The 13,106-nt window shown below is 36.6% G+C and carries 11 protein-coding genes; 1 reads left to right on the top strand and 10 read right to left on the bottom strand.

Going from position 1 to position 13,106, the window contains the following annotated elements; genetic code table 11:
• Positions 1 to 78 precede the first annotated feature (78 nt).
• The 9 genes from H628_RS0102600 to H628_RS0102640 all read right to left on the bottom strand — a co-directional run bounded on the left by H628_RS0102600 (position 79) and on the right by H628_RS0102640 (position 11,050).
• Positions 79 to 1,035: an ABC transporter permease gene (locus tag H628_RS0102600; protein WP_027825064.1), complete on the bottom strand. Its 957-nt coding sequence runs from the start codon at positions 1,033 to 1,035 to the stop codon at positions 79 to 81.
• The gene (locus H628_RS0102605; RefSeq protein WP_027825065.1) at positions 1,035 to 2,180 is read right to left on the bottom strand and encodes an ABC transporter permease; all 1,146 of its coding nucleotides are present in this window, start codon (positions 2,178 to 2,180) and stop codon (positions 1,035 to 1,037) included. Before H628_RS0102605 ends, H628_RS0102600 begins: the two co-directional genes overlap by 1 nt.
• Positions 2,180 to 3,715, bottom strand: a complete 1,536-nt coding sequence (locus tag H628_RS0102610) for an ABC transporter ATP-binding protein (protein WP_027825066.1) — start codon at positions 3,713 to 3,715, stop codon at positions 2,180 to 2,182. The genes H628_RS0102605 and H628_RS0102610 overlap by 1 nt, the downstream gene beginning before the upstream one ends.
• An 83-nt stretch (positions 3,716 to 3,798) precedes the next feature.
• The gene (locus H628_RS0102615; RefSeq protein WP_051237954.1) at positions 3,799 to 4,848 is read right to left on the bottom strand and encodes a BMP family lipoprotein; all 1,050 of its coding nucleotides are present in this window, start codon (positions 4,846 to 4,848) and stop codon (positions 3,799 to 3,801) included.
• A 244-nt stretch (positions 4,849 to 5,092) separates the two neighbouring features.
• On the bottom strand, positions 5,093 to 6,169 hold the full coding sequence (locus H628_RS0102620) for a BMP family lipoprotein (protein WP_027825068.1): 1,077 nt from the start codon (positions 6,167 to 6,169) through the stop codon (positions 5,093 to 5,095).
• A gap of 46 nt (positions 6,170 to 6,215) precedes the next feature.
• Positions 6,216 to 7,295 carry a BMP family lipoprotein gene (locus H628_RS0102625; protein ID WP_027825069.1) on the bottom strand — a complete coding sequence of 360 codons (1,080 nt, stop codon included), beginning with the start codon at positions 7,293 to 7,295 and terminating at the stop codon, positions 6,216 to 6,218.
• 302 nt (positions 7,296 to 7,597) lie between these two features.
• A complete protein-coding gene (gene phnD / locus H628_RS0102630) occupies positions 7,598 to 8,527 on the bottom strand; it encodes a phosphate/phosphite/phosphonate ABC transporter substrate-binding protein (protein ID WP_027825070.1) in 930 nt (309 codons plus the stop codon).
• 294 nt (positions 8,528 to 8,821) lie between these two features.
• A complete protein-coding gene (locus tag H628_RS0102635) occupies positions 8,822 to 9,757 on the bottom strand; it encodes a phosphate/phosphite/phosphonate ABC transporter substrate-binding protein (protein WP_027825071.1) in 936 nt (311 codons plus the stop codon).
• A 198-nt stretch (positions 9,758 to 9,955) separates the two neighbouring features.
• Positions 9,956 to 11,050: a YdcF family protein gene (locus tag H628_RS0102640; protein ID WP_034538159.1), complete on the bottom strand. Its 1,095-nt coding sequence runs from the start codon at positions 11,048 to 11,050 to the stop codon at positions 9,956 to 9,958.
• A gap of 128 nt (positions 11,051 to 11,178) precedes the next feature.
• Here H628_RS0102640 and H628_RS0102645 point away from each other — a divergent pair, with 128 nt between their 5' ends.
• The gene (locus H628_RS0102645) at positions 11,179 to 11,865 is read left to right on the top strand and encodes a CPBP family intramembrane glutamic endopeptidase (RefSeq protein WP_027825073.1); all 687 of its coding nucleotides are present in this window, start codon (positions 11,179 to 11,181) and stop codon (positions 11,863 to 11,865) included.
• Between the two features lie 58 nt (positions 11,866 to 11,923).
• On the opposite strand, the gene H628_RS0102650 is transcribed toward H628_RS0102645, so the two are convergent.
• Positions 11,924 to 13,087, bottom strand: coding sequence for a cation:proton antiporter (locus tag H628_RS0102650; protein WP_027825074.1), 1,164 nt, complete (start codon positions 13,085 to 13,087; stop codon positions 11,924 to 11,926).
• Positions 13,088 to 13,106 lie beyond the last annotated feature (19 nt).

The following is a 13,106-nucleotide window of genomic DNA, read 5'->3' on the forward strand; positions in this document are numbered from 1 at the left end:
ACAAAAAAGTACACATGTTAGAATTAAAAACTCATAGCCTTAATTTAAAGACTATGAGCTTCTTTTTATTAATTCTTGTTATTTAGATTTTACATAAGTTTGGCCATCTGCAGCAGGAGCAACACTCTTACCGAAGAATGCCACCAAAACGATAATTGTAATTACGTAAGGTGCAATTTGTAAGTAAACAGATGGTACATGAGAAATGAATGGTAATTGACTACCGATAATACTTAAACTTTGAGCAAAGCCAAAGAATAACGAACTAAGCATTGCGCCGATTGGATCCCATTTACCAAAGATCATCGCAGCTAAAGCCATGAAGCCTTGACCAACGATAGTTGAAACGCTGAAGTTACCTGAAATCGCTTGGGCAAAAACAGCACCACCAATACCACCAAGGAAGCCAGAAATTAAAACTCCCGCATAACGCATCGCATAAACGTTAACTCCCATAGTATCAGCAGCTTTAGGATTTTCACCAGCTGAACGAAGACGCAAGCCAAATGGAGTCTTATAAAGTACCCACCATAAGAAGATTGCTAGGATAACTGAAATCCATGCAGGAGCTGAAGTATCTTTAAAGAAAATATCACCAATTACAGGAATTTTAGACAGTACAGGAACATTGTAGTAACCAAAGTTAGCTGAAATGTTTTCAGTTTGACCTTTGTCATACATGGCCTTAATTAAGAAAACGCCAAGTGGAGGAGCCATTAAATTTAAAACTGTCCCAGAAATGATGTGGTCAGCTCTGAAGTTAACAGTTGCGACCGCATGCAATAGTGAGAAAATCAAACCAACAATCCCACCAACAAGTAAGCCAATCCAAGGAGTAGCAGAACCGAAGGTAGAAGCAAAAGTTAAGTTAAAGACAATACTTGAAAATGCTCCCATGGTCATAATGCCTTCAAGTCCAACATTAACAATTCCACTGTGTTCACTAAATGCGCCACCTAAAGCGGTATAAACTAAAGGAGCAGAATAAACCAAGGTTGAAGATACAATCAAGGCAATAATTGAAACGATATTCATTAAACTTCTCCTCCTTTCCCGACTTTAACTGCCGGGCCATCAACACTATTATTTGGAATATTTGCTAAAGTTTCAGGTTGGTTGTAATTAGGTTTTTTCTTGGTAAAGAGCAAGCCAATAACATAGTTAATTGCGACAAAGAAGATAATTGCGGCAATAACGATAGAAACAATTTCGTAAGGAATTCCAGCTAAAGTCTGCATCCCTAAACCACCAATTTTGAGGATAGAGAAAAGAATAGCGGCAAATAAAATCCCCAAAGCAGTGCCACTACCAAGCAAGGCAACGCTCATTCCATCAAAACCAATGTCGACACTAGTTGTTTGAGTAAAGTAGTTTTGGTAAGTTCCCAAGCCTTGAACAACGCCACCTAAACCTGCGAATCCACCAGATAAAAGCATAGAAATAATGATATTCTTCTTAGCACTCATACCAGCGTAACGTGAGGCAAATGGGTTAAGCCCAACTGATTTAATTTCAAAACCAGTTACGGTCTTTTTCATAATGAACCAAAAGACAAGTAGAGCAATTAAAGCTAAGAAAATTCCGGCATTAATTCTTGAACCACCGAAGATGTTGCTAAGCCAGTCTAATTGTAAGCTACCAGCTGCAGGAACAGTCTTGGTTGCATCAGTTGAAACTCTGAGGTTTTTGTTCATCACGTTTTGCATCAAGTATTGGCATGAGTAAAGCACGATGTAGTTAACCATGATAGTAACAATAACTTCGTTAGTGCCAAAGTATGCTCTTAAAACTCCGGCAATCCCAGCAATTAAAGCACCAACTAAGGTACCTACAATAATTGCGTAAGGTAAGAGGATATACTTGGGTAAGTGTGGATTAGCTAAGGCAATCCAAATTGCTGCTAGCCAGCCACCTTGAGCTTGACCAGGTAAGCCGATGTTGAAAAAGCCGGCGCTACTTGCAATTGAAAATCCAATTGCTGTAAAGATTAATGGCGTAGCTTCACGAATAGTTTCACCGATACCATTCATATTACCTAGGGCACTAGAAAACATTGAAGAGTAAGCTACAAATGGGTTGTAGCTCCAAATTAACATGATAATCGCACCGACTAAAAAGCCAGCAATAATAGAAATAAGTGGTACCAAGATTTTCTTTGTTTGCGGTGTAACTTTAAACATTAGTTGGTACCTTCTTTCTGATTAGCTCCAGTCATCAATAATCCTAACTCTCTTTCACTTGTTGTTTGTGGGTTAACTTCACCGGATTCTTGGCCATCATGTAAGACTAAGATTCGATCTGAAAGTTGCATAATTTCGTCTAATTCGTATGAAATTAACAAGACTGCTTTACCGGCGTCTCTTTGAGCTAAAAGTTGCTTATGAATATATTCAATCGCTCCAACATCAAGACCACGTGTAGGTTGGAAGACGATGATTAAGTCACTATTCCGGTCTAATTCACGAGCAATAATTGCTTTTTGTTGGTTACCACCTGATAATTCACCAGCTTTTAAGTTTTCATCAGTAGTCCGAACATCGAACTTCTTAATTAGTTTGCGAGCATGAGCGGTAATAGCGTTGTGGTTAATAATACCGTGATTTGAATATGGCTTTTGGTAGTATGTTTGCAAAGCGATGTTATCAGCTAAAGACATTTCCAAAATTAAGCCGAATTTTTGTCTGTCGGCAGGGACGTGGCTAACACCTAATTCAGTAATTTGACGAGGGCGCTTGTTAGTCATATCTTGACCCTTAATTTCAAAATGACCAGCTGCAACATGGCGTAAACCAGTTAAAGCTTCAACTAATTCATCTTGACCGTTGCCGTCGATTCCAGCAAGACCTAAGATTTCACCAGCATGAACTTCAAAACTTAAACCTTTAACAGCTAAATTCCCACGGTCTTCATTAACTTTTAAGTTATCTACCTTTAAGATGGTTTTACCAGGTTGATTTTCTTTCTTAGCTAAGTTGAAGTTAACATGGCGGCCAACCATCATTTCGGCTAAGCTTTCATCAGTTGCACCAGCAACGTCAACCGTATCAATACTTTTACCGTGACGAATAACTGTTACACGGTCAGCTGATTCACGGATTTCTTTTAACTTGTGGGTGATTAAAATGATTGACTTACCTTCGTTACGTAAGTTCTTCATAATCTTGATGAACTCAGTAATTTCTTGTGGTGTTAAAACAGCAGTTGGTTCGTCAAAAATTAAAATATCAGCACCGCGGTAGAGTACTTTTAAGATTTCAACTCTTTGTTGTTGAGCAATAGTAATATTTGAAATCTTAGCATCAGGATCAATCGCTAACCCATACTTTTGTGAAAGGGCAAGAATTTGCTTGCGCGCAGTCTTAAAGTCGATTTTAAGACCCTTAGTAGTTTCATGACCCAAAATAATATTTTCAAGGACAGTGAAAGCCTTGGCTAACATAAAGTGTTGGTGGACCATCCCAATTTTTAAATCTTTAGCTACATTAGGACCTGAAATATCCACCTTTTTTCCTCTTACAATAATTTCGCCGGAGGTTGGTTCTAGTAGACCAGAAAGAATACTCATTAAAGTCGATTTTCCAGCCCCGTTTTCACCTAGAAGCGCCAGGATTTCGCCCTTTTTAAGCGTGAGGTTGATATCGTTATTAGCTTTAAAACCATTGAAGTCTTTAACGATATGGCGCATCTCAATAATGTTTGTGTTCTCTTTTTCCATAGCTTTCCTTCCCTGTATAAATTTAGCAAAAAACACTCCGTATCATTACGAAGTGTTTTAGAAATGACACACTATATATTGTGCTACTTACTTGGAGAAGTTGCAACCTTAATTTTGCCATCAATGATATCTTGACGCGCTTGTTGCACGGCTTTCCAGGCTTTTGAATTTAAATTTCCTTTGGTAAGAGATACACCATTATCTTGTAGTCCGAATACTAAGTGCTTACCGCCAGGGAATTTACCTTGATATGCTTTGTCAGCGATTTCTTTAGCGGCAATATTCAAACCTTTAAGGACAGAAGTAAGGGTAAAGTTTGACTTTTGTCCACCTTTAGCAGTGTATTTACCTTGAGAAGATTGATCGATATCAACCCCGATAACCCATACCTTATCATTAACTGCTTTTTCTGAGTTTAAGTCTTTAGCTTCTTGGAAAACACCGTTACCGGCATTACCAGCAGCTTGGTAGATGATATCAGCCTTTTTGGCATACATTGATTGGGCAATTGATTTAGCTTTGTCTATTGAAGTGAAATTACCGATATATTGATCTAAAACTGTAACTTTCTTATTTAATTTTTTAGCTGTATCAGCTACACCTTGTTTGAATCCAGCTTCAAATAGATCTAAAACAGTGGACTTAGCGCCGCCAATGAAACCAACAGTGTTAGTTTTAGTACTGTAAGCAGCAGCTACACCAGCAAGGTATGAAGAATCGTTAGATTTGAAAGTTGCACTAGCGATATTCTTTTTACCGGTAACTACGTCATCGATGATAACAAAGTTTTTCTTAGGGAATTTCTTAGCAGTAGACTTAACAGCATCAGTTATCATGTAGCCAACTCCGTAGATTGTTTGGTAACCGGCGTTAGCAGCTTGAGTGAAGTTGGGAACAAAATCAGCAGCACTAGAAGATTGGAAGTATTGATATCCACCTTTACCTTGGCTTAAATTATGTTCTTTACCATATGCTTGAAAGCCACGCCAAACTGCTTGGTTAAATGACTTATCATCAATCCCATTACCATCAGTGATTAAAGCAATAGAGTGGTTAGCCTTCCCATTGTTCGCATTTTTTGCACTCTTATTTTGGCAGGCGGTTAATAATAAACCTGTAGCAATAACTGCCATACTAGTACTCAATACCTTACTAAAACTTGATTTTTTCACAACAACGTCCTCCTGCTGTTATTTGATAAATGTTTGCATATTAGATGTATAAATAATATTTTAACAGCAAAATTATCTCTGTCAATATAAAATACATACATTGAGTAAACCTAGTTATAATAAAGTTCGATTTTTATGCGGGGAGGGTAAAAAAGAAGAGATAGCTCTTTGCAAAACTATCTCTTCTTTAGTGAATTAATATTAATTATTTACTTGGGTGAATTGGAACGTTAATCTTGCCCTTGATGACATCTTGTCTAGCAGTTCTTGAAGCCTTCCAAGCCTTGTCTGAAATGTAACCGCGAGTAATTGAAACACCATTAGTATCAAGACCGTATTGTAAGTTCTTACCACCAGGGAATTTGCCCTTGTAAGCACGGTCTGCAATATCTTTAGTAGCAATGTTAACACCAGTAATAACTGAAGTTAAAGTAAAGTTAGATTTCTTGCCATCTTTTGACTTGTAGTTACCAAGACTTGATTGGTCAATATCAACCCCGATAACCCAAACTTTATCTTTTTCCTTCTTAGTTTGGTTAAGGGCTTTAGCTTCTTGGAATAAACCGTTACCAGCACCACCAGCAGCGTGCATTACGATGTCAGCATGTTTAGCGTACATTGCAGAAGCAATTGACTTAGCCTTGTCACTTGAATTGAAGTTACCAATGTATTGGTTCAAAATGGTAATCTTCTTGCCAAGCTTCTTAGCAGTGTCGTTAACACCCTTGGTGAAACCAGCGTCGAATAAGTCAACGATATCACCGTGAGCACCACCGATGAAACCAACAACGTTAGTCTTAGTAGTGTAAGCAGCAACTACACCTGCAAGGTAAGCAGCTTGGTTTGACTTGAAGTTAGCAGAAACAACGTTCTTTTGACCTTTAATTACATCATCGATGATGGCAAAGTTCTTTTTAGGATATTTCTTGGCAACGCTAGCAACAGAATCCTTTAATTGGTAACCAACACCATAAACGACATCGAAATTCTTAGCAGCTTCTTCCAAGTTAGGAACAAATTCAGAAGCACCACTAGTTTGGAAGTATTGGTAACCATTGTTACCTTGCTTTAAGCCATGTTCTTTACCATAAGCTTTAAAACCATTCCAAGCTGATTCGTTGAATGAGTTATCGTTAACCCCGTTACCGTCAGTGATTAAAGCGACAGTACCCTTATTTTTCTTGCCGTTAGTGTTAGTAGCGGTTTTGTTTGAACAAGCGGTTAAAGTAAGACCTAAACCAGCTGCAATGGCAGCAATTGTAGTAATTTTCTTAAATTTCATAAAAATCCATTCTCCTCAATTATTTTTTTAACATTAGTTAACTTAATTAATTATTAGATGGTGTAGTAGGAACCTTAATCTTGCCAGCAATAATGTTTTGCTTAGCGGTTTCTACTGCAGACCAGGCTGCATTATTCATATTACCCTTGAGTACATAAGTACCATTACCTTTAAGGCCGTAAACAAAGTGCTTACCACCAGGGAAGTCGTTATTATAAGCTCTGTTGGCAATATCAGCAACAGCGGTTCCGATACCCTTAATGGTACTAGTTAAAGTGAAGTTAGCAGCTTTACCGTTTTTATCGGTGTATTGACCAAGACTTGATTGATCAGAGTCAACACCGATAACCCAAACGCGGTCACTAGCAGCCTTTTTAGCGTTGATATTCTTAGCTTCTTGGAAGACCCCTTCGCCGGCAGTAGCGGCAACTTGGTAAATTACGTCAGCTTTACGAGCATACATTGCTTTAGCAATAGCATTAGCTTTATCAACACTTGAGAAGTTACCAACATAAGCATTCAAAATTTGAATTTTCTTGTGTTGGGCTTTGGCTGCATCGTAAACTCCTTTAGCAAAACCGGCGTCGAACAAATCTAAGATAACGCCATGGGCACCACCGACAAAACCAACAACGTTAGTCTTGGTAGTGTAAGCTGCTGCAACCCCAGCTAGATAAGATGCATCGTTAGATTTGAAAGTTGCACTAGCAACATTCTTTTTGTTGATGACATTGTCAATCATGATGAAATTGTTCTTAGGGTGCTTAGCAGCCTCACTTTTAATAGCATCACCTAATTCGTAACCAACACCGACAATTGTTTTATAGTTGGCTTTAATAGCTTGCTCGATGTTAGGCACATGATCACTCGCAGAACTAGATTCGAAATAATTATATCCGCCAGGACCTTTTAATAAGTCGTGAGACTTACCATATTTTTGTAGACCTTGCCAAGCTGATTGGTTGAACGAATGATCATCAACCCCAGTATTGTTAGTGACTAAGGCAACACTGTGATTTGAACTTTTTGCGTTATTAGCAGACTTATTAGCACAAGCAGTAGCTGTCAGGCCGAGTGCTGCTAGGATGACGCTAAAAGACAAAACTTTTTTAGTTTTGGTAAACATCCTCATATTCTCCCCTAAAAAATACTTTTAACGTCAATCAAGATTAGCAGTCTTTATCTAAGCTGTCAAAGGCAACAAAAACACGATAAACGTTGATATATCAACGTTTTAAAAATATGGCGAAATAGTGTTAAGCCTTATGTATCAATGCATCAGGGGCAATATATTGATTATTTTATAAAATAGCACAATATCTTGTGGATAAAAGTGTGAATAAGTGGATTAATCCCAAAATATTGTGATTAAAAACCGATATAGACACAATATGTATAAAAGCACTCCTGGTAGGAGTGCTTTTCGGCTTATTTAGTAGCTTCGTTTGCTAATTTTTGATATTTACGAACGATATCGAAGTCGCTATCTTTGGCATTGACATAGCCAAGGTGGTTATAGATGTGGAACAAGACATCTTTACCTTTTTTAGTTTTGATAATTTTCTTAAAAGCAGTAGCTAGTTTCTTTCTGAACTTTTGAGACATATCAGTTCTAACTGAAACAGTGTCATTAGGTAACCACTTAGTGAAGTAAATTGGCTTAACTCCAGTCATTACCTTTGGTTCATCTTTAGCTGCTAAGTTTCTAGCGTCAGCAAAAACAGCAGCGGCATCAACGTCACCGTTATATACTGATAAAATTGCTTGGTCGTGCCCTTGAATTTGAACCATGCGAGTTTGTTTAGGAATATTTAAGCCTTTAGAATAAAGTTCGCCGACAGGTGCAACGTAGCCGGAAGTAGAAGAAGGTGATTGAACGGCGATTTTCTTGCCTTTAAGATCCTTCCAAGATTTAATCTTAGAGCCCTTCTTAACTACAATCATTGAACGATAGTGACTCATTTTTTGGCCGTTTGGCTTACCAGAAGGCTCATCATAACCTTCGTTCATGGCGCGAAGCAAGACATCAGCAGCTTTCTTTTGGTGCGCTAAAACATAAGTATCACCGCCAATAAAACCAACGTCTACCTTTTTTGAGGCAAGAGCTTCAACTAAAGCGGTATTACTAGTTGAAACAGAAACATGAACAGGAATACCAAGTTCTTTTTTTAGTAAACCTTCAAGTGGCTTAACACGGTCCGCTAAGTGACTACCTTGAACACTTGGCACAAATTGTACATTCAAAGTTTTAGGTGTGTAGCCATTACCAGATTGACTAGTTTTATTGCTTGAACAAGCAGTGGCAGTTCCGGCGATTACGAGCGCAAGAGCTGCAGTTAACAACTTTTTAAATTTCATTTTTATCCCTCCAAAATAAACAACGAAAATTAGCCTAGCAGGCCATGTTTATTTTGTCAAAGAAGGGAAAAACGCTATAAACCTTGGTATATCAACATTTATAAAAGTACTCAAAGAGGGTGAGAAACCTAGAACAATAAAGGATTACACAATATTTTGAAAAAATATTTTTAAATAACACAATATCTTGTGGATAAAAATGTGAAAAAGTGGAATAACTATCAAATTTTTAATAATAAAAAGGTATCAGCTTTGTGCTGATACCTTGATTTAAAGGGATAATCTATAGAAAAATTACTTAGTTACTTTGTCGATAGTTTTTTCGTATTCGCGAACAACATTAAAGTTAGAATCTTTAGAATCTTTGTAACCTAAATGTTGGTATACACTAGACATAACTTTCTTACCTTTAGCAGTCTTCATGATAGCCTTGAATGCTTTCTTAAGCTTGTTACGGTATGAATTAGACATATCTGAGCGAACTGAAATGGTGTCGTTTGGAATCCACTTAGTGAAGTAAATAGGCACAACGTCTTTCATAACTTGTGGAGTATCCTTAGCTGCAATATTTCTTGCATCTGCAAAGACAAAGGCTGCATCAACGTCACCGTTGTATACTGACAAAACTGCTTGGTCGTGACCTTGAACTTGAACTAATTTAGAATCCTTAACAACATTTAATCCTTTTTTGTAAAGTTCAGCTACAGGGAAAACATAACCAGAAGTTGAAGATGATTCTTGAACAGCAATCTTCTTGCCCTTAAGGTCTTTCCAAGACTTAATCTTTGAACCTTTCTTAACAACAACCATAGCGCGGTATTTGTCCATTAAAGTCTTGTTCATCTTACCTGATGGTTCATCGTAACCGAAACGTTCGGCTTGGAGTAAAACATCAGCGATGTTACGCTTGTGAGCTAAAACGTATGAGTCAGGTGGCAAGAAACCAACATCAACTTGGTGGGATTGCATAGCTTCAACTAAGGCGTTGTTACTAGTTGAAACAGTTACTTTAACAGGAATACCAAGTTGCTTTTTAAGTAAGCCTTCAAGTGGCTTAGCCTTAGCTTCAAGAGTACTTGCTTGAGAACTAGGAACAAATTGTACGTTTAATACCTTTTTAGGGGTATAAGCCTTACTACTGTTTTTAGCAGTATTGCTGCTTGAGCAAGCAGTGGCAACAACGGCAGTAGCGAGGGCTACAGCTGTAACAAAAATCTTCTTTAACTTCATATAAACCTCCAAGTTAGCTTTAATAGCTTACAAGTAATGTTTTACCAATAAAAAAATAGTTCGTCAAGATAAATTGCGAACTATTTTTAAATTGATTACAAACATTGTTCAGATACAAACTGAAACGTCGGCAGAAATTCCCATAAAAATCTTAGCTTTGGTCAGCTATAAGTGTGAGATACGACTTAATCACGAATATTAACGGATGTTAACATAGGACAAAACCGCATTTAGTAATGAAAATAGGATTATCAGTAAAATAACAGCTAGATGACGCTTTTTATGTAAGATACAAATTCCCGCAAATTCTCTTAAAGTAGCGGTTGGCAAATAATAAAGGCGAGTTTTAGCACCAACCCCATTAGCATCAAGTCCAGCCTGTTTTGCTAAAATACCGGCGCGTAATAGGTGATAATTGTTAGTGAAAAATTTAGCCTTAAAGTTTTTACTACCAAAATTATCTTCAGCTAGCTTTTTAGAAAAGAGCATATTCTCATAAGTGTTTTTAGATTTATCTTCTAAGAGAATCATTTCCCGGGGAATAGCAAATGTAAGAGCATAATTTTCCATTGCTTTAGCTTCAGATATCTTTTCATCAGAGCCTTGACCACCGGACATAATAATTTTAGGGAAATTTCCTGTCTTAGCAGCTTGTTTTTGCGCATAAGTAATTGCTCGATCAATTCTTTTGGCTAAAAGTGGGGTGACAGTTTCACCGTTAATTAATCCAGCTCCAAGGACAATTAAGTAGTCTTCATGATATTTTTTCGGGACAAATTGATAAAGGAAAAGATTAATTAGAAAACTGTACATAACTATCAGTAGATAAAATGCAATAGTTGGTGCAATTCCGATAATTGGAATCAAATAAACTGGAACATGGAGCCAGCGTGTAAAAACCCCGTAAAACCAAAAAGCGACGAGACCAAGTCCTAGAAATAAAGTTAATAAGTTGGGAAGGGTATGGCTTTCATGTTTTAGTACGAAGTACGAATTCCAAAGTAGCAACAGCCAAGAAACTGATGAAATTAATAAAATTATTAATATTCCCGCAAGAAGTGCATCATACCAGAGCAGGCGTAGCCAAAGGGGCCCATATTCATAAACAATAATGCTTAACCAAAAAGCTAGTATGGCCAGGGAAATAGTTAAAATATTACCATTTAGTAAGCGCCGTGGTTCTCTTAACCATAGCCAGAAAAAGAGGGCAAAAAAGAAAATTAAGCTAATTGTAACCAAGAACAAGGCAAAGTGTGAGCTGATTTTTTGAAAGATTAATTCAGTTAAATTCATGTGTCAACCTCCATTCTTGTTATAAGAATAACAAAAAATTTTAAATTATAGGTAAACTAGGTTTTGTATTTGCATTTAAGTGGTTGTTTTATATATCATTGTAGTAATAATTAATTTCGGAGGTTTCTATGTCACTTTGGACTTATGTTAAAAGACTTTCTCTAGCAGTTCTTTTATTTGTTTTATATGAACTTTCGCTCCTAGGCTATAGTTTACCTAAGACTTGGGAACAAAATAAATTCTATCTAGCAATAATAGCTATAACTGTGCTTGTAACAATCGCTTTATTTTTCTTGTTCCGTTATTGTTATCGTAAGCAGCTTGATTATGATAATGATTGGAATTTTAACCAAAAACCTCATTGGTCTTCTAAAAGAATCGGACTTAGCATTTTAGGTTTTGTTGCAATCATGGCTCTTCAAATTATTTTAAGTATATTCTTAACTCATGGTCAAAGCTCAAATAACCAAGAATTATTACAAAAGATTGCTAACAAGGCAACTATCCTTTTCTTCATATACACTGCATTTTTAGCACCAATTTTTGAAGAATTTATTTTTAGAGGTTTATTTTTCAATGTTTTCTTTACTAAAGAAAACAAATTGAATTTTTGGCTAGGGATTTTCTTTAATGGATTTTTATTTGGCTTTTTGCACGATCCTAGCCTATCAAAATCATCTGTAGTTTACATTACAATGGGGATGATTTTAGCGTTAGTTTACTTAAAGACTAAGGATTTACGTTATTCAATAATTGTTCATATCTTAAATAACTGTGTTGCAGTTTTAGGAATGCTCTCCTTAATTGGAAAATAAAAATTGCTAATATAACGAAAAAAGAGCAAGCTTTCTTTTGAAAGCTTGCTCTTTTATTTTATGCTTCAGCTATGGACTTTTGCTTAATATAGTAATTTAAAATAAATGGCGATAAGATGGTAGTAACAATGATGACTAAAATTAAGCTGGAATAAATATCTTGTGGGAAGAGCTTATGCGAAATTCCAATTTGAGCAACAATTAAAGCAACTTCACCTCTAGAAATCATACCCGCACCAACAATGCTGGCATCAACCTTATTAAACCCATAAAACTTGCAGGTATACTTGCCTGCCCAGAATTTGGATAATAAAGCTAGGATAGTAGCTCCAATAATAAAAATCATATCTTTACTTAGGCTGGCAAAAGTCATTTCTAAGCCGATTCCCGCAAAAAATACTGGAATAAACACTGAATAACCAATTGCACTAACGGAATCTTTGACTTCTTTGGCTTGAGGAGTTTGACGAATTGCAAGTCCACCAAAGAAGGCACCAACCACTGCACTTAAGCCGGTGATATCCGCAAACCAAGCTAAAGTAAAGGCTAAGATTAAAGAAGCAATAACAACAGAGTAGTTAATTTCAAACTTTTCGGCATAACGCATGAAATAAGGTGTTACAAATTTGAAGATAAACCAGACAACAACGAAATAAATAATTTCAATTAAGAAGTTAAGAGCTAAATTGTTAGTTAAACCGCTACTGCCACCTTCATGTGAAAATGAAGTAAACAAGCTTAAAACAACAACAGCTAAAATATCATCAACAACCGCTGCTCCTAAAATGGCGACGCCAGGTTTAGTGTGAAGTTGTCCGGCATCATGTAAAACTTCTACTGAAATTGAAACGCTCGTAGCAGCAAAGACAATCCCAATAAATAGAGCTTCTAAAAAGGCTAAGTGAAATAATAAAGTGAAAGTTGTCATGAAGACTACAGGCAAGATGACGCCAATGAAGGCAACGGAAAAGCTCAGCTTAAAGTATTTTTTTAATAGGTTTAAATCACTCTCTAAACCAGCTAAAAACATCAGTAAGATTACACCTAGCTCTGAAAATAGACTGATAGTATTGTTTAAATGGACTATTCCAAGTAATGCTGGGCCCAAAACGATACCCGATAATAATTGACCAATTACTGGAGGCAAGTTCAACCGTGTAAAAATTTGTCCTAAAACTGTAGTTGCAAGCAAAATCAGGATTAATTCACCGATAAAATGCAATGTTAATTCATCCTTTCAA

Origin of the sequence: Lactobacillus psittaci DSM 15354, assembly GCF_000425905.1 — a bacterium.
Classification (GTDB): Bacteria; Bacillota; Bacilli; order Lactobacillales; family Lactobacillaceae; genus Lactobacillus; species Lactobacillus psittaci.

Bases quoted from the DNA above. Each gene is read 5' to 3' on its own strand.
- H628_RS0102635 (WP_027825071.1), bottom strand. From the start codon at position 9,757: ATGAAGTTAAAGAAGATTTTTGTTACAGCTGTAGCCCTCGCTACTGCC.
- H628_RS0102620 (WP_027825068.1), bottom strand. From the start codon at position 6,169: ATGAAATTTAAGAAAATTACTACAATTGCTGCCATTGCAGCTGGTTTA.
- H628_RS0102645 (WP_027825073.1), top strand. From the start codon at position 11,179: ATGTCACTTTGGACTTATGTTAAAAGACTTTCTCTAGCAGTTCTTTTA.
- H628_RS0102615 (WP_051237954.1), bottom strand. From the start codon at position 4,848: ATGGCAGTTATTGCTACAGGTTTATTATTAACCGCCTGCCAAAATAAG.
- H628_RS0102600 (WP_027825064.1), bottom strand. From the start codon at position 1,035: ATGAATATCGTTTCAATTATTGCCTTGATTGTATCTTCAACCTTGGTT.
- phnD (WP_027825070.1), bottom strand. From the start codon at position 8,527: ATGAAATTTAAAAAGTTGTTAACTGCAGCTCTTGCGCTCGTAATCGCC.
- H628_RS0102625 (WP_027825069.1), bottom strand. From the start codon at position 7,295: ATGTTTACCAAAACTAAAAAAGTTTTGTCTTTTAGCGTCATCCTAGCA.
- H628_RS0102610 (WP_027825066.1), bottom strand. From the start codon at position 3,715: ATGGAAAAAGAGAACACAAACATTATTGAGATGCGCCATATCGTTAAA.
- H628_RS0102640 (WP_034538159.1), bottom strand. From the start codon at position 11,050: ATGAATTTAACTGAATTAATCTTTCAAAAAATCAGCTCACACTTTGCC.
- H628_RS0102605 (WP_027825065.1), bottom strand. From the start codon at position 2,180: ATGTTTAAAGTTACACCGCAAACAAAGAAAATCTTGGTACCACTTATT.